We start from the raw sequence: 15,606 nt of genomic DNA, 5'->3' as shown, positions 1-15,606 counted from the left end.
CGCTTCGTTTAAGGCCTCTTGCATGTCCGATTCCCGTTACCAGGTCGATGTCAGCGTCGTCACCCGCTATCTGGCAGACCAATCGCAACCCGAGCACGACCGCTTCGCCTTCGCCTACACCATCACTGTGCAGAACAATGGCGCAATCCCTGCCAAGCTACTTTCGCGGCACTGGGTGATCACCGACGGTGATGGTCATGTAGAGGAAGTACGCGGCGCTGGCGTGGTCGGCCAGCAACCGTTGATCGATGCCGGCAAAAGCCACACCTACAGCAGCGGCACAGTGATGACCACCAAGGTCGGCACCATGCAAGGCACTTACCAAATGGTCGCCGACGACGGTAAACATTTCGACGCCATCATCAAGCCGTTCCGCCTCGCCGTGCCCGGGTCTTTGCACTGATGGCGACGTATGCCGTCGGCGACCTGCAGGGCTGCCTCGAACCGCTGAAATGCCTGCTCAAGCAAGTGGCGTTCGACCCACAGCTTGATCGACTGTGGCTGGTCGGTGACCTGGTCAACCGTGGCCCGCAATCACTGGAAACCCTGCGTTTTCTATATCGCATGCGTGAATCGCTGGTCTGCGTGCTCGGTAACCACGACCTGCATTTGCTGGCAGCGGCTAGAAATATCGAGCGCTTGAAGAAGTCCGACACCCTGCGCGAGATTCTCGATGCCCCGGACAGCGCGGAACTGCTGGAGTGGGTACGCCAACAAAAGCTCATGCACTACGACGAGCAGCGCGATGTCGCCATGGTTCACGCTGGCATTCCACCGCAATGGTCGCTGAGCCGCGCACTGAAGTGCGCCGCCGAAGTCGAAACGGCCCTGCGAGACGACAACATGCTGCTCGCCTACCTCGACGGCATGTACGGCAACGATCCGGCGAAATGGGACAACGATCTCAAAGGCGTGACACGCTTGCGCGTCATCACCAACTACTTCACCCGCATGCGCTTCTGCACCGCCGAAGGCAAACTCGACCTCAAGAGCAAGGAAGGCCTCGACACAGCACCCGCCGGATATAAACCGTGGTTTCAGCACAAGGATCGCAAGACCAAAGGCCTGCGCATCATCTTCGGCCACTGGGCGGCACTCGAAGGCAATATCCATGAGCCAGGTATCTCGGCGCTCGACACCGGTTGTGTCTGGGGCGGCAGCCTGACCCTGATGAATGTCGACAGCGGCGAACGGCTGTCGTGCAAATGCGACGAACACGGTGGACTCGCGCCAACTGTCGCACCACTTATCCCCCAAACTTCGCCAGTCAGCGCACCGCGTTAGACTGCGCTTTCAGCCGAGCAACAGGAACCCGCCATGAGCGAATTCAAACGAATCCCCCCGGAACAGGCCCAGGCCCTGCGTGAACAAGGCGCCGTCGTCGTCGACGTACGCGACCCGGCGACTTTCGCCGCCCTGCACATCAGCGGCTCGAAGCATCTGGACAATCATTCCCTGCACGCTTTCATTCAAGGCGCTGACCTTGATGCACCGACCGTGGTCGTCTGCTACCACGGCAACTCCAGCCAGGGTGCTGCGGCCTACCTGATCAGCCAAGGCTTCTCCGACGTCTACAGCATGGACGGCGGCTTCGAGTTGTGGCGTACGACTTATCCTGCGGAAACTGCGCAAGGCACCGCCGAATAATTTTTTTGTCACGCGCAGGCCCCGGCTGCCGTGGGCCTGCGCGGGCAGACGAACGGTCTTGCCACAACTAATTACGTATCTCGCCTTTACCTCCCGAATTCCCAACTATCCTTAAGCCCAGGCCATCCAAATCAGGGGAGAGCCGGTACACCGGCGCACGGGTCATCGGGAGTGACTTTCACGATTGTCGATCGTGGAAGTGTTCTGGGGGGTAAACAAACAGCTGCCAAAACGGTTGTTTGCCAGCATCGACTGAGTGATCCGGCGTCGGCTCCACGTATCGAGCGAGGTGACGTCATGAGTATCTTTAGCCACTTCCAACAACGCTTCGAGTCCACACGCCAGGAAGAACTCTCGCTGCAAGAGTACCTGGAGCTGTGCAAGAAAGACCGTAGCGCCTACGTTTCTGCCGCCGAGCGACTATTACTGGCCATCGGTGAACCGGAACTGCTCGACACCTCGACCAATTCGAGGCTGTCACGCATCTTCTCCAACAAGGTGATCCGTCGCTATCCGGCCTTTGAAGACTTCCACGGGATGGAAGAATGCATCGACCAGATCGTCTCGTATTTCCGCCATGCCGCCCAAGGCCTGGAAGAGAAGAAACAGATCCTTTATCTGCTCGGTCCCGTCGGTGGCGGTAAATCGTCCCTGGCCGAGAAGCTGAAACAACTGATTGAAAAAGTGCCTTTCTATGCGATCAAGGGCTCACCGGTATTCGAATCGCCTCTGGGTCTGTTCAACGCCACCGAAGATGGCGCGATTCTCGAGGAAGACTTCGGCATTCCACGGCGCTACCTGAACACCATCATGTCGCCATGGGCGACCAAACGCCTGGCCGAGTTCGGCGGTGACATCAGCCAGTTCCGCGTGGTCAAACTGTACCCGTCGATCCTCAACCAGATCGCCGTGGCCAAGACCGAACCGGGGGACGAGAACAACCAGGACATCTCCGCACTGGTCGGCAAGGTCGACATCCGCAAACTCGAGGAATACCCACAGAACGACGCCGACGCCTACAGCTACTCCGGTGCGCTGTGCCGGGCCAACCAGGGCCTGATGGAATTCGTCGAAATGTTCAAGGCACCCATCAAGGTGCTGCACCCATTGCTGACCGCGACGCAGGAAGGCAACTACAACAGTACCGAAGGCCTCGGCGCGATTCCGTTCACCGGGATCCTGCTCGCCCACTCCAACGAATCGGAATGGCACACCTTCCGCAACAACAAGAACAACGAAGCGTTCATCGACCGGATCTATATCGTCAAAGTGCCGTACTGCCTGCGCGTCAGTGACGAAGTGAAGATCTACGACAAACTGCTGTTCAACAGCTCCCTGGCCAAAGCGCATTGCGCGCCGGACACCTTGAAGATGCTCGCACAGTTCACTGTGCTGTCGCGCCTCAAGGAGCCGGAAAACTCCAACATCTATTCGAAGATGCGCGTCTACGACGGCGAAAACCTCAAGGACACCGATCCAAAGGCCAAGTCGATCCAGGAATACCGCGACTCGGCAGGCGTCGACGAGGGCATGAACGGGCTGTCGACCCGCTTCGCGTTCAAGATCCTCTCCAAGGTCTTCAACTTCGACCCGCATGAAATCGCCGCCAACCCGGTGCATCTGCTCTATGTGCTGGAACAGCAGATCGAACAGGAGCAATTCCAGGCCGAAACCCGCGAGCGCTACCTGCGCTACCTGAAGGAATACCTGGCGCCGCGTTATATCGAATTCATCGGCAAGGAGATCCAGACCGCGTACCTCGAGTCTTACAGCGAGTACGGCCAGAACATCTTCGACCGCTACGTGCTGTACGCGGACTTCTGGATTCAGGATCAGGAATACCGCGATCCGGAAACCGGCGAGATTCTCAACCGCGTCGCGCTGAACGAAGAACTGGAGAAAATCGAAAAACCGGCCGGCATCAGCAATCCGAAGGATTTCCGCAACGAGATCGTCAACTTCGTACTGCGCGCACGGGCCAACAACAACGGCAAGAACCCGACCTGGCTCAGCTACGAGAAACTGCGGGTGGTCATCGAGAAGAAAATGTTCTCGAACACCGAGGACCTGCTGCCAGTCATCAGCTTCAATGCCAAGGCCAGCAAAGAGGATCAGCAAAAGCACAACGACTTCGTCACTCGAATGGTCGAACGCGGCTACACCGACAAACAGGTACGGCTTCTTTCCGAATGGTACCTACGGGTACGGAAGTCGCAGTGAAGCAGCTGCAAGCTTCTAGCTACGAGCTGCAAGAACAAAGCGCGTAACCCACTGATGCCCGGGAACCTGCTTTTACTTGCAGCTTGAAGCTCACAACTTGAAGCTGCCCGGAGGGCTTCCTATGAGTTATGTGATCGACCGACGTCTCAATGGCAAGAACAAGAGCACGGTAAACCGTCAGCGCTTCCTGCGGCGTTACCGTGACCACATTAAGAAGGCTGTCGAAGAGGCGGTCAGCCGGCGCTCCATTACCGATATGGAGCACGGCGAACAGATCAGTATTCCCGGTCGCGACATCGACGAACCGGTGCTTCACCACGGCCGTGGCGGCAAGCAGACCGTGGTGCATCCTGGCAACAAGGAGTTCACCGCCGGCGAACACATCGCCCGCCCGCCGGGAGGCGGTGGCGGACGCGGCCCGGGCAAGGCCGGCAACTCCGGCGAGGGCATGGACGAATTCGTCTTCCAGATCACTCAGGAAGAATTCCTCGAATTCATGTTCGAAGACCTCGAACTGCCAAACCTGGTCAAACGCAACCTGAGCGGTACCGACACCTTCAAAACCGTGCGGGCCGGGATCAGCAACGAAGGCAACCCGTCGCGGATAAATATCATCCGCACGCTGCGTTCGGCCCATGCTCGGCGCATTGCCTTGTCCGGCAGCAGCAGGGCAAAACTGCGTGAAGTGAAAGAAGAACTTGAACGTCTAAGACGCGAAGAGCCAGATAACTTCGGCGATATTCAGGAGCTCGAGGCAGAAATCGAGAAACTCAGCGCGCGCATCCATCGTGTGCCGTTCCTCGACACCTTCGACTTGAAATACAACTTGCTGATCAAACAGCCCAACCCCAGCTCGAAAGCCGTGATGTTCTGCCTGATGGACGTCTCCGGCTCCATGACCCAGGCGACCAAGGACATCGCCAAACGCTTTTTCATCCTGTTGTACCTGTTCCTGAAACGGAACTACGACAAGATCGAGGTCGTGTTCATCCGCCACCACACCAGTGCCCGGGAAGTCGACGAAGAAGAGTTTTTCTATTCACGGGAAACCGGCGGCACCATCGTTTCCAGCGCCCTGAAACTGATGCAGGAGATCATGGCCGAGCGTTACCCGAGCAACGAGTGGAATATCTACGCGGCGCAGGCTTCCGATGGTGATAACTGGAACGACGACTCGCCAATCTGCCGCGACATCCTGATCAACCAGATCATGCCGTTTGTGCAGTACTACACTTATGTGGAGATTACCCCGCGCGAACATCAGGCCTTGTGGTACGAGTACGAACGCATCGCCGAAGCCTTTTCTGACACTTTTGCCCAGCAGCAACTGGTCTCGGCCGGGGATATCTATCCGGTCTTCCGTGAACTCTTCCAGCGCAGGTTAGTGACATGACCGCCAAAGAGCAGAAGCGCCAACCCATTTCCACCGGCTCCGAATGGACGTTCGAGCTGATCCAGACCTATGACCGCGAAATCGCCCGGATCGCGGCCCGCTATGCGCTGGATACCTACCCCAACCAGATTGAAGTGATCACCGCCGAGCAGATGATGGATGCGTATGCCTCGGTGGGCATGCCACTGGGCTACCACCACTGGTCCTACGGCAAACACTTCCTCAGCACGGAAAAGTCGTACAGCCGTGGGCAGATGGGCCTCGCCTACGAAATCGTGATCAACTCTGACCCGTGCATCGCCTATCTGATGGAGGAAAACACCATCTGCATGCAGGCGCTGGTAGTGGCCCATGCCTGTTACGGGCATAACAGTTTCTTCAAGGGCAATTACCTGTTCCGCACCTGGACCGACGCCAGCTCGATCATCGACTACCTGGTATTTGCCAAGCAGTACATCATGCAGTGCGAGGAGCGTCACGGCATCGATGCAGTAGAAGACCTGCTCGACTCCTGCCATGCGTTGATGAACTACGGCGTCGACCGCTACAAACGTCCTTATCCGATTTCCGCCGAAGAAGAACGGCGTCGGCAGAAGGATCGTGAAGAGCACATGCAGAAGCAGATCAACGATCTGTGGCGCACCATTCCCAAAGGCGCGGATAAATACAGCGACAAGGATAACGCCCGCTTCCCCGCCGAGCCGCAGGAAAACATCCTGTACTTCATCGAAAAACACGCGCCGTTACTGGAACCGTGGCAGCGCGAGATCGTGCGGATCGTGCGCAAGATCGCCCAGTACTTCTACCCGCAACGCCAGACCCAAGTGATGAACGAAGGCTGGGCAACGTTCTGGCACTACACGCTGATGAACGACTTGTACGACGAAGGGCTGGTCACCGACGGCTTCATGATGGAGTTCCTCACCTCGCACACTAGTGTGGTGTTCCAGCCAGGTTTCGATAGCCCTTACTACAACGGCATCAACCCCTACGCGCTGGGTTTCGCAATGTATCGCGACATCCGGCGCATGTGTGAAGAACCTACCGAAGAGGATCGTCACTGGTTCCCGGAAATTGCCGGGAGCGACTGGCTGTCGACCATCAAATTCGCCATGAGTAGCTTCAAGGATGAAAGTTTCATCCTGCAGTATCTGTCGCCAAAGGTGATCCGTGACCTGAAACTGTTCAGCATCATGGATGACGATCAGAAGGACGACTTGTTGGTGCCTGCGATTCATGACGAACCCGGCTACCGGATCATCCGCGAAACCCTGGCCGCGCAATACAACCTCGGCAATCGTGAACCGAACGTGCAGATCTACAGCATCGATCGGCGCGGCGACCGCTCACTGACCTTGCGTCACCAACAGCACGATCGCAAACCGCTGGGAGACTCCACTGACGAAGTGCTTAAACATCTGCATCGCCTGTGGGGCTTCGATATCCATCTGGAAACCCTGCAAGGCGACCAGATCATGAAAACCCACCACGTTCCCCCCCGCAGTGAACACAGCGAAGGGGATTACGGTCGACTTGACCTTGCCGTCATTCATCTTTGATCCGGTTCCGGCCTCCGAAAGTCTGACGCAAGGGTTATTCTGTCGGGCTAACGGAGGTTTTTTATGCAGATTTTCAAGGTTGGCGGTGCCGTACGTGATCGCTTGCTGGGCAAACCAGTCACTGACATCGATTGGGTCGTAGTCGGTGCCACCACGGAAGAAATGCTCGCCCAGGGTTATCGCCCGGTCGGCGCGGATTTCCCGGTGTTTCTTCATCCCAAAAGCGGCGAGGAGTACGCCCTCGCTCGCACCGAACGCAAGAGCGGGCGCGGTTATGGCGGTTTCACTTTTCACGCCAGCCCCGAAGTGACGCTTGAAGAAGACCTGATTCGTCGCGACCTGACCATCAACGCCATGGCCGAGGACAATGAGCACAATCTGACCGATCCCTACCATGGCCAGCGCGATCTGGAAGCCCGGATTCTGCGCCACGTTTCTCCGGCGTTCGCCGAAGATCCCCTCCGTGTATTGCGGGTTGCCCGTTTCGCAGCGCGCTATGCCGGGCTGGGTTTTACCGTCGCACCGGAGACGCTGGAATTGATGCATGAGCTCAGCGAGTCCGGTGAGCTGGAGGCGTTGACCGCCGAACGTAGCTGGAAAGAAATCTCCCGGGCACTGATGGAAGATCAGCCGCAAGTGTTCATTCAGGTGCTTCGCGACTGCGGCGCGCTGAAAGTACTGATGCCGGAAGTCGACGCGCTTTTCGGTGTGCCACAACCTGAAGCGCATCACCCGGAAATCGATACCGGCCTGCACACCCTTAGCGTCCTGGAGCAATCGGCGCGGCACAAACAACCGCTGACGGTTCGCTGGGCTTGCCTGCTGCACGATCTCGGCAAAGGTCTGACCCCGGAAGAAGAGTGGCCGCGACACATCGCCCATGAGCACACGGGGTTGAAGCTGATCAAAGCGGTCAACGAACGCTTTAAGGCACCAAAGGATTGTCAGGAGTTGGCCTTGTTGGTCGGCAAGTACCACACCCACAGCCACCGGGCGCTGGAGTTGAAGGCCTCGACGCTGCTTGACCTGCTGCAGAGTTTTGACGTGTATCGCCGACCGCAGCGGTTTGAAGAGTTTATCGCCGCATGCGAAATGGACGCCCGAGGCCGTAAAGGGCTGGAGCAGAGAAGTTATCCACAGGCGGATTATTTGCGCGGTGCGGCGAAGGCTGCGCGAGAGGTTGCGGTGCAGTCGTTGCTGGAGAAGGGATTCAAAGGGCCGGAGCTTGGCGAAGCGCTAAAGCGTGAACGGCTCAAGGCGTTGAAGGCCTACAAAGAGAACGCCTGAAGCAAGATCAGAAGATCGCAGCCTGCGGCAGCTCCCACACGGGAATATGCGTTTCTCTGCAGGACCTGCCGCAGGCTGCGATCTTTTGCTTTTAAAGATTCGGCGGGGTTAACTGCTCACCCCGCCATTCGAACGGCACTGGCGCCAGCACCTGATCAATCTGCGCTTCAGCCCACAAAGTCGCGAAGCTCTTTCCCACACCCGGATGCACGCGATCCGGCGCAATCAGCGACAGCGGCCACAGCACAAAAGCATTCTTCAGAATCTCCGCGCGCGGTAGAACCAGTCCGTCGAAATTCCCCGCCAGATCACCATACAACAGCACGTCGATATCCAGCGGCAAGCCCTTGCGATCCGGCGCGTAACGTCCGTTATCCGCCTCAATGAATTTCAAGCGTCGGTCCAGCTCCATCAACGGCAGATCGGTATACGCCGACACCACGAAGTTGAAGAACGGCCCGCTTTTGATCCCCACCGGTTGGCTCTCGAACACCGCCGAACAGCGGATATCCACCAGAAACGTCGCCAACGCTTCAAGCCCTGCGCGCAAATGGGTTTCGCGCTCGATATTGCTACCGAGCCCGAGGTAGACCTGAGTCAGCGACATCCGCGCTCGATCTCCACACCCACGCCGCCCTTGGCAGCCGGAACGGCGCCGGGCTTGGTCAGCTTCAGGCGTACCCAAGTGATCTTGAATTCGCTCATCAGCACTTCAACCAGACGTTCGGCAAAGGTCTCGACCAGTTGAAACTGCGCTTGCTCGGCAAACGCCTGAATTCGCGTGGACACGCTGGCGTAGTCGAGCGCCAGGGTCAGGTCATCACCGGCCGCGGCCGGGCGATTATCCCAGGCGAAGCTCAGATCAAGCCGCAGGCACTGGCGGATGCCGCGCTCCCAGTCGTAGGCACCAATCACGGTGTCGACTTCCAGGCCTTCGATAAACACTCTGTCCAAGCACTTCTCTCCGCTGCACGACAAGGGCGCAATGCGCCGTTAGAATCAGGGCGTCCTCGCCCGGAATAGTTAGCATGTTTTGGTTACTGGCGACTCTCGCCTACCTGCTCGGCTCGCTGTCCTTCGCCATTTTGCTCAGCCGCCTGACCGGAAACCCGGATCCGCGAATGAGTGGCTCGGGTAATGCCGGTGCCACCAACATGCTGCGCCTGGCCGGTCGCAAACTGGCGATCCTGACCTTGCTGGGTGATCTGTGCAAAGGCCTGGTGCCGGTGCTGATCGCTTCGACTGCCGGCCTTTCGCTGCAGGATCAGGCGTGGATCGGCGTGTGCGCCGTGATCGGTCACCTGTTCCCGCTGTATTTCCGCTTCCGTGGTGGCAAAGGTGTTGCCACCGCCGCCGGCATGCTGCTGGGCCTGTATCCGCCCGCCGCGCTGCTGGCCATCTGCGCCTGGCTGCTGACGTTCTACCTGACCCGCACCAGCTCGCTGGCGGCCCTTATCGCTACGCCCCTGACCTTGCCTTTGCTGGCCTGGCAGGAACCGGAAGCGCTGCTGCCGATGAGCGCGCTGACACTGCTGATCGTCTGGCGCCACCGCGGCAATCTACGCGACCTGTTTGCCGGGCGCGAACGGCATTTTTAAATACCGGCCATGAGCGCCACTCATCACAACGCCGACAATTGCTCCATCGGCCAGCGCGCCTGCACGCTGATTGCCAGACTTTCCTGCTGACCGGCCTGCAAACGCTGGCAACCGGCAAACGCGATCATCGCGCCATTGTCGGTACAGAACTCCGGGCGCGCATAAAACACATCGCCCTTCATGTCGCCGAGCATCTTTTCCAGCGAAACACGTAACGCCTTATTGGCGCTGACGCCGCCCGCAATCACCAGACGCTTCATACCGGCCTGCTTCAGGGCACGCTTGCACTTGATGGTCAAAGTCTCCACCACGGCCTGCTGGAACGCCAGCGCGATGTCGCAACGGGCTTGCTCGCTGTCGTCCCCGGCGTTGACGCACTGCTGCCAGGCGTTGAGCGCAGAGGTTTTCAGACCACTGAAGCTGAATTGCAGACCCGGGCGATCACACATCGGACGCGGGAAGGTAAAACGTCCTGCGACGCCCTTCTCGGCCAGTTTGGCGATTTCCGGCCCCCCCGGATAATTGAGACCCATCATCTTCGCGGTTTTGTCGAATGCCTCACCAGCGGCATCATCCAGCGTCTCGCCGAGCAGACTGTATTGGCCGATGCCATCGACCTGAACCAGTTGCGTATGACCGCCGGAGACCAACAAAGCGACGAACGGGAATTCGGGCGGTTTCGGCTCCAGCATCGGCGCCAGCAAGTGGCCTTCCATGTGGTGCACGCCGAGCGCAGGAATGCCCCAGGCAAACGCCAGCGCCTGAGCGCAGGAAGCGCCGACCAGCAACGCGCCAACCAGGCCAGGACCCGCGGTGTAGGCGATCGCATCGATCTCGGTCGGCACGCAGTCGGCTTCTGCCAACACCTGACGAATCAAGGGCAGCATGCGCTTGACGTGGTCACGCGAGGCCAGCTCCGGTACCACACCGCCATAAGCGCGGTGCAGGTCGATCTGGCTGAACAGTGCGTCGGCCAGCAGGCCGCGTTCGCTGTCATATAATGCGACACCGGTTTCGTCGCAGGAGGTTTCTAATCCCAGTACTAGCATGGGTTTGCGCCTTGTTTAGGCTGAATTCGAAGGCGCGCATAATAGTCGCCGCGTGATGCCCCGACCAGCGGTTTTCGATCAGAGGCTTTGCATTCCGAGCGATGAGGGGTTAACATCCGCAACCCTTAAAAACCGACGTCTTCAAGTGCTCTTTTGCCGCGAGGATGTTGACCCCGGTAATGAATGAAGGTAGCTCTGGATGCCAGCCGTCAAAGTTAAAGAGAACGAACCCTTCGACGTAGCTCTGCGTCGTTTCAAGCGCTCCTGCGAAAAAGCCGGTGTACTGGCTGAAGTTCGTAGCCGCGAATTTTACGAGAAGCCAACTTCTGAGCGTAAGCGCAAAGCAGCAGCCGCTGTTAAGCGTCACGCCAAGAAAGTTCAGCGCGAACAGCGCCGCGCCGTTCGTCTGTACTAATACACAGACGTTCGTAGCAAGCTTCTTGCCTAAGCCCGGCTCTCAGCCGGGCTAATGGCATTTGCGTAAAACGCTTGATGCTTCACCGTCGAAGCCGCACACGCGACCGAGACAAATCTGCTTCACGCGTCAGACCTGGCTCTTTTGCCAGCGGTGCACGTCTTTTCTGACGAGCCTTTCAAGGCTACTGACGAGCACACCCACTGATTCCTCTTACGACGATCAGCCCAAGGCACCTGCATGCGTGCCCGCTTTATTGAGCGATCCGAGGCCCTGAACCGGCCGTCAGCGGATTCAGCGCAACACTTTCAAATAGTCGACGACTGATGAGTACTAACGTCAGTGGATTTTCGGCAGATACACTTCCCGACAGCGATTACGCAGACGACACCGGTCGAGCCGCATATTTTGCGTGCTTCAAACAATGACCCGCGTCCGGCAGCATTTCGCATCGGACTTATTACAGCGCAGACGACGAGAACGCCATGGCCGGGCTGATTCCCCAGAGCTTCATTGACGACCTGCTGAACCGCACCGACATCGTCGACGTGGTCAGTTCGCGCGTGCAATTGAAGAAGGCCGGCAAGAACTACACCGCCTGTTGCCCGTTTCACAAAGAGAAAACCCCGTCTTTCAGCGTCAGCCCCGACAAGCAGTTCTATTACTGTTTCGGCTGCGGCGCCGGCGGCAATGCCCTCGGCTTTCTCATGGATCACGACAACCTGGATTTCCCCCAGGCTGTCGAAGATCTGGCCAAAGCCGCCGGTATGGAAATCCCCCGCGAAGAAAGCGGCCGCGAGCGCAAGCCACGGCAGCCGACCGATTCGCCGCTGTATCCGCTGCTCACCGCCGCCGCCGACTTTTACCGGCAGGCGCTTAAGAGCCATCCAGCACGCAAAGCTGCGGTGGATTACCTAAAAGGACGCGGCCTGACTGGCGAGATCGCCCGGGATTTCGGCCTCGGTTTCGCGCCGCCGGGCTGGGACAATCTGTTCAAGCACTTGAGCAGCGATACATTGCAGCAGAAGGCCATGATCGACGCTGGCCTGCTGATCGAGAACGCCGAAACCGGCAAACGCTATGACCGCTTCCGCGATCGCGTAATGTTCCCGATTCGCGACACCCGCGGGCGGATCATCGCTTTCGGTGGCCGCGTACTCGGCGACGACAAGCCGAAATACCTGAACTCACCGGAAACCCCGGTATTCCATAAAGGCCAGGAACTCTACGGCCTCTATGAAGCACGCAAGAACAACCGCAACCTCGACGAAATCATCGTCGTCGAAGGCTACATGGACGTCATCGCCCTCGCACAGCAGGGGCTGAAGAATGCCGTCGCGACGCTGGGCACCGCGACCAGCGAAGAACATTTGAAGCGCCTGTTCCGCGTCGTACCGAACGTGTTGTTCTGTTTCGACGGCGACCAGGCCGGCCGCAACGCCGCGTGGCGCGCCCTGGAAGCAACGCTTTCAAGCCTGCAAGACGGCCGCCGGGCGCGCTTTTTGTTTCTGCCCGAAGGCGAAGACCCGGATACCCTGGTGCGCGCCGAAGGCACTGACGCCTTCAAGGCCCGGATCAATCAGCACGCTCAGCCACTGGCGGATTACTTCTTCCAGCAACTGACCGAAGAAGCCGATCCGCGCTCGCTCGAAGGCAAGGCCCACATGGCCACTCTCGCCGCACCGCTGATCGACAAAGTGCCGGGCGCCAACCTGCGTATTCTGATGCGTCAGCGCCTGACCGAAATTACCGGCCTGAGCAGCGAAACCGTCAGTCAGCTGGCACAAAGCGCACCGCAGGAAGCGCCTCCTGCCTACGATCCGGGCATCGATTACGATGCGATGCCGGACTACAGCGACTACCATCAGCCGCAGGCACAGGACATGTATGTGCCGCAGCAGGAGTGGACGCCGAAAAAGCCCGGTGCTGGCGGCAAGAAGTGGGACAAAAAGCCCTGGGACAAGAACGGCAAACGTGGCGGTGATCGCGATCAGCAGCGCCCGCGCACACCGATTGGCGTCGAGTCGCCAACCCTGACCGCCCTGCGCACACTGCTTCATCACCCGCAATTGGCCAAGCGCGTCGAAGATGCCGGGCACATTGCGGACGAGAATCAGACCAACGCCCAGTTACTTGTGGCCCTGCTCGAAGCTGTACAGAAGAATCCCAAGCTAAACTCATTTCAGTTGATCGCGCGATGGCACGGCACTGAACAGGGACGCTTGCTCAAGGCTTTGGCAGAAAAGGAGTGGCTGATTGACGGCGATAACCTTGAACAACAGTTTTTCGACACCATTACTAGCTTGTCAGCCCGCCAACGCGAGCGAAATCTGGAACAGTTGCTCAGGAAAGCGCGTCAAAGCGAACTGAGCGTTGAAGAGAAAAACCAACTGCGCGACCTACTAAGTCGCAATGTTTCCGCATCAAACCCGACCTCAACTGGCGCGTGAGGTCATAGCTCAGGTATAATCCTCGGCTTGTTTTTTGCCCGCCAAGACCTTCAGTGGATAGGGTGTTATGTCCGGAAAAGCGCAACAGCAGTCTCGTATTATTGAGTTGATCAAACTGGGTCGTGAGCAGAAGTATCTGACTTACGCCGAGGTCAACGACCACCTGCCCGAGGATATTTCAGATCCTGAGCAGGTGGAAGACATCATCCGCATGATTAACGACATGGGGATCCCCGTACACGAGAGTGCTCCGGATGCGGACGCCCTTATGTTGGCCGACGCCGATACCGACGAGGCCGCTGCGGAAGAAGCAGCCGCCGCGTTGGCAGCGGTGGAGACCGATATCGGTCGCACCACTGACCCTGTGCGCATGTACATGCGTGAAATGGGTACGGTCGAGCTTCTGACTCGTGAAGGCGAAATCGAAATCGCCAAGCGTATCGAAGAGGGCATCCGTGAAGTGATGAGCGCAATCGCGCACTTCCCTGGCACGGTTGACCACATTCTCTCCGAGTACACCCGCGTCACCACCGAAGGTGGTCGCCTGTCCGACGTTCTGAGCGGTTATATCGACCCGGACGACGGCATTGCGCCGCCTGCCGAAGTGCCGCCGCCTGTCGAAGCCAAAGTGGCGAAAGCCGACGACGACACCGACGACGATGAAGCCGAATCTTCCGATGACGAAGAAGAAGCCGAAAGCGGTCCGGATCCGGTCATCGCTGCCCAGCGTTTCGGCGCCGTGGCTGACCAGATGGAAATCACCCGCAAGGCCCTGAAAAAGCACGGTCGCAACAACAAGGCAGCGATTGCCGAGTTGCTCGCACTGGCCGAGCTGTTCATGCCGATCAAACTGGTGCCGAAGCAATTCGAAGGCCTGGTCGAGCGTGTCCGCAGTGCCCTGGATCGTCTGCGTCAGCAAGAGCGCGCGATCATGCAACTGTGCGTACGTGATGCACGTATGCCACGCGCCGATTTCCTGCGTCAGTTCCCGAGCAACGAAGTCGACGAAAGCTGGTCCGACGCCCTGGCCAAAGGCAAGAGCAAATACGCCGAAGCCATTGGTCGCGTGCAACCGGACATCATTCGTTGCCAGCAGAAACTGATCGCGCTGGAAACCGAAACCGGTCTGACCATCGCAGAAATCAAGGATATCAACCGTCGCATGTCGATCGGTGAGGCCAAGGCCCGCCGCGCGAAGAAAGAGATGGTTGAAGCCAACCTGCGTCTGGTGATCTCGATCGCCAAGAAGTACACCAACCGTGGCCTGCAATTCCTCGATCTGATCCAGGAAGGCAACATCGGTCTGATGAAAGCGGTAGACAAGTTCGAATACCGTCGTGGTTACAAGTTCTCGACTTATGCCACCTGGTGGATCCGTCAGGCGATCACTCGCTCGATCGCCGACCAGGCCCGCACCATCCGTATTCCGGTGCACATGATCGAGACGATCAACAAGCTCAACCGCATTTCCCGGCAGATGTTGCAGGAAATGGGTCGCGAACCGACCCCGGAAGAGCTGGGCGAACGCATGGAAATGCCTGAGGACAAGATCCGCAAGGTATTGAAGATCGCTAAAGAGCCGATCTCCATGGAAACCCCGATCGGTGATGACGAAGACTCCCATCTGGGTGACTTCATCGAAGACTCGACCATGCAGTCGCCAATCGATGTCGCCACTGTTGAGAGCCTAAAAGAAGCGACTCGCGAAGTGCTGTCCGGCCTCACTGCCCGTGAAGCCAAAGTACTGCGCATGCGTTTCGGTATCGACATGAACACCGACCACACACTCGAAGAAGTGGGCAAACAGTTTGACGTAACGCGTGAGCGGATCCGTCAGATCGAAGCCAAGGCGCTGCGCAAGCTACGCCACCCGACGCGAAGCGAGCATCTGCGCTCCTTCCTCGACGAGTGATACCAGAACCCCCGGCCCAGGCCGGGGGTTTTGTTTATATGGCAGATTAAGTCCTTCGCAACGCCCCTCCCCCGCA

At 58.3% G+C, this 15,606-nt stretch carries 14 protein-coding genes; 11 read left to right on the top strand and 3 right to left on the bottom strand.

Going from position 1 to position 15,606, the window contains the following annotated elements:
- Positions 1–22: 22 nt before the first annotated feature.
- From apaG to CKW26_RS23230, 7 genes are all read left to right on the top strand, one after another.
- Complete coding sequence (gene apaG, locus CKW26_RS23260) at positions 23–403, top strand: Co2+/Mg2+ efflux protein ApaG (protein ID WP_095050313.1); 381 nt, start codon at positions 23–25, stop codon at positions 401–403.
- Positions 403–1,284, top strand: coding sequence for a symmetrical bis(5'-nucleosyl)-tetraphosphatase (locus CKW26_RS23255; RefSeq protein WP_095050312.1), 882 nt, complete (start codon positions 403–405; stop codon positions 1,282–1,284). Before apaG ends, CKW26_RS23255 begins: the two co-directional genes overlap by 1 nt.
- Before the next feature lie 33 nt (positions 1,285–1,317).
- The gene (gene glpE / locus CKW26_RS23250) at positions 1,318–1,647 is read left to right on the top strand and encodes a thiosulfate sulfurtransferase GlpE (protein WP_016983139.1); all 330 of its coding nucleotides are present in this window, start codon (positions 1,318–1,320) and stop codon (positions 1,645–1,647) included.
- Between the two features lie 297 nt (positions 1,648–1,944).
- Positions 1,945–3,867: a PrkA family serine protein kinase gene (locus CKW26_RS23245; RefSeq protein ID WP_007910115.1), complete on the top strand. Its 1,923-nt coding sequence runs from the start codon at positions 1,945–1,947 to the stop codon at positions 3,865–3,867.
- A gap of 121 nt (positions 3,868–3,988) precedes the next feature.
- On the top strand, positions 3,989–5,260 hold the full coding sequence (locus CKW26_RS23240; RefSeq protein ID WP_095050311.1) for a YeaH/YhbH family protein: 1,272 nt from the start codon (positions 3,989–3,991) through the stop codon (positions 5,258–5,260).
- The gene (locus CKW26_RS23235; RefSeq protein WP_093441957.1) at positions 5,257–6,819 is read left to right on the top strand and encodes a SpoVR family protein; all 1,563 of its coding nucleotides are present in this window, start codon (positions 5,257–5,259) and stop codon (positions 6,817–6,819) included. Before CKW26_RS23240 ends, CKW26_RS23235 begins: the two co-directional genes overlap by 4 nt.
- Positions 6,820–6,882: 63 nt before the next feature.
- Positions 6,883–8,106, top strand: a complete 1,224-nt coding sequence (locus CKW26_RS23230) for a multifunctional CCA addition/repair protein (protein ID WP_095050310.1) — start codon at positions 6,883–6,885, stop codon at positions 8,104–8,106.
- A 91-nt stretch (positions 8,107–8,197) separates the two neighbouring features.
- Here CKW26_RS23230 and folK read toward each other — a convergent pair whose 3' ends face one another.
- Together folK and folB are read right to left on the bottom strand one after the other, a co-directional pair.
- Positions 8,198–8,713, bottom strand: coding sequence for a 2-amino-4-hydroxy-6-hydroxymethyldihydropteridine diphosphokinase (folK, locus tag CKW26_RS23225; RefSeq protein ID WP_095050309.1), 516 nt, complete (start codon positions 8,711–8,713; stop codon positions 8,198–8,200).
- The gene (gene folB, locus CKW26_RS23220) at positions 8,704–9,060 is read right to left on the bottom strand and encodes a dihydroneopterin aldolase (RefSeq protein WP_064390789.1); all 357 of its coding nucleotides are present in this window, start codon (positions 9,058–9,060) and stop codon (positions 8,704–8,706) included. The genes folK and folB overlap by 10 nt, the downstream gene beginning before the upstream one ends.
- A gap of 74 nt (positions 9,061–9,134) precedes the next feature.
- Here folB and plsY point away from each other — a divergent pair, with 74 nt between their 5' ends.
- Positions 9,135–9,704 (top strand): glycerol-3-phosphate 1-O-acyltransferase PlsY, encoded by a 570-nt coding sequence (gene plsY / locus CKW26_RS23215; protein ID WP_095050308.1) that lies wholly within the window; start codon positions 9,135–9,137, stop codon positions 9,702–9,704.
- 23 nt (positions 9,705–9,727) lie between these two features.
- On the opposite strand, the gene tsaD is transcribed toward plsY, so the two are convergent.
- The gene (tsaD, locus tag CKW26_RS23210) at positions 9,728–10,753 is read right to left on the bottom strand and encodes a tRNA (adenosine(37)-N6)-threonylcarbamoyltransferase complex transferase subunit TsaD (protein ID WP_093441977.1); all 1,026 of its coding nucleotides are present in this window, start codon (positions 10,751–10,753) and stop codon (positions 9,728–9,730) included.
- Between the two features lie 199 nt (positions 10,754–10,952).
- Between tsaD and rpsU the strand changes: the two genes are divergently transcribed.
- The 3 genes from rpsU (at position 10,953) to rpoD (ending at position 15,530) form a co-directional block, all read left to right on the top strand.
- Entirely contained in the window at positions 10,953–11,168 is a 216-nt protein-coding gene (gene rpsU, locus CKW26_RS23205; protein WP_002551877.1) for a 30S ribosomal protein S21, read from the top strand.
- 485 nt (positions 11,169–11,653) lie between these two features.
- On the top strand, positions 11,654–13,618 hold the full coding sequence (dnaG, locus tag CKW26_RS23200) for a DNA primase (RefSeq protein WP_093441982.1): 1,965 nt from the start codon (positions 11,654–11,656) through the stop codon (positions 13,616–13,618).
- 67 nt (positions 13,619–13,685) lie between these two features.
- Positions 13,686–15,530 carry an RNA polymerase sigma factor RpoD gene (gene rpoD, locus CKW26_RS23190; protein ID WP_093441990.1) on the top strand — a complete coding sequence of 615 codons (1,845 nt, stop codon included), beginning with the start codon at positions 13,686–13,688 and terminating at the stop codon, positions 15,528–15,530.
- Positions 15,531–15,606 lie beyond the last annotated feature (76 nt).

Origin of the sequence: Pseudomonas sp. Irchel s3h9 (genome assembly GCF_900187475.1) — a bacterium.
Lineage (GTDB): Bacteria > Pseudomonadota > Gammaproteobacteria > Pseudomonadales > Pseudomonadaceae > Aquipseudomonas > Aquipseudomonas neuropathica.
This window is presented reverse-complemented; position numbering and strand designations above follow the sequence as displayed.

Excerpts from the sequence above, each read along its gene's own strand:
- apaG (WP_095050313.1), top strand. The coding sequence starts at position 23 with ATGTCCGATTCCCGTTACCAGGTCGATGTCAGCGTCGTCACCCGCTAT.
- CKW26_RS23255 (WP_095050312.1), top strand. The coding sequence starts at position 403 with ATGGCGACGTATGCCGTCGGCGACCTGCAGGGCTGCCTCGAACCGCTG.
- glpE (WP_016983139.1), top strand. The coding sequence starts at position 1,318 with ATGAGCGAATTCAAACGAATCCCCCCGGAACAGGCCCAGGCCCTGCGT.
- CKW26_RS23245 (WP_007910115.1), top strand. The coding sequence starts at position 1,945 with ATGAGTATCTTTAGCCACTTCCAACAACGCTTCGAGTCCACACGCCAG.
- CKW26_RS23240 (WP_095050311.1), top strand. The coding sequence starts at position 3,989 with ATGAGTTATGTGATCGACCGACGTCTCAATGGCAAGAACAAGAGCACG.
- CKW26_RS23235 (WP_093441957.1), top strand. The coding sequence starts at position 5,257 with ATGACCGCCAAAGAGCAGAAGCGCCAACCCATTTCCACCGGCTCCGAA.
- CKW26_RS23230 (WP_095050310.1), top strand. The coding sequence starts at position 6,883 with ATGCAGATTTTCAAGGTTGGCGGTGCCGTACGTGATCGCTTGCTGGGC.
- folK (WP_095050309.1), bottom strand. The coding sequence starts at position 8,713 with ATGTCGCTGACTCAGGTCTACCTCGGGCTCGGTAGCAATATCGAGCGC.
- plsY (WP_095050308.1), top strand. The coding sequence starts at position 9,135 with ATGTTTTGGTTACTGGCGACTCTCGCCTACCTGCTCGGCTCGCTGTCC.
- tsaD (WP_093441977.1), bottom strand. The coding sequence starts at position 10,753 with ATGCTAGTACTGGGATTAGAAACCTCCTGCGACGAAACCGGTGTCGCA.
- rpsU (WP_002551877.1), top strand. The coding sequence starts at position 10,953 with ATGCCAGCCGTCAAAGTTAAAGAGAACGAACCCTTCGACGTAGCTCTG.
- dnaG (WP_093441982.1), top strand. The coding sequence starts at position 11,654 with ATGGCCGGGCTGATTCCCCAGAGCTTCATTGACGACCTGCTGAACCGC.
- rpoD (WP_093441990.1), top strand. The coding sequence starts at position 13,686 with ATGTCCGGAAAAGCGCAACAGCAGTCTCGTATTATTGAGTTGATCAAA.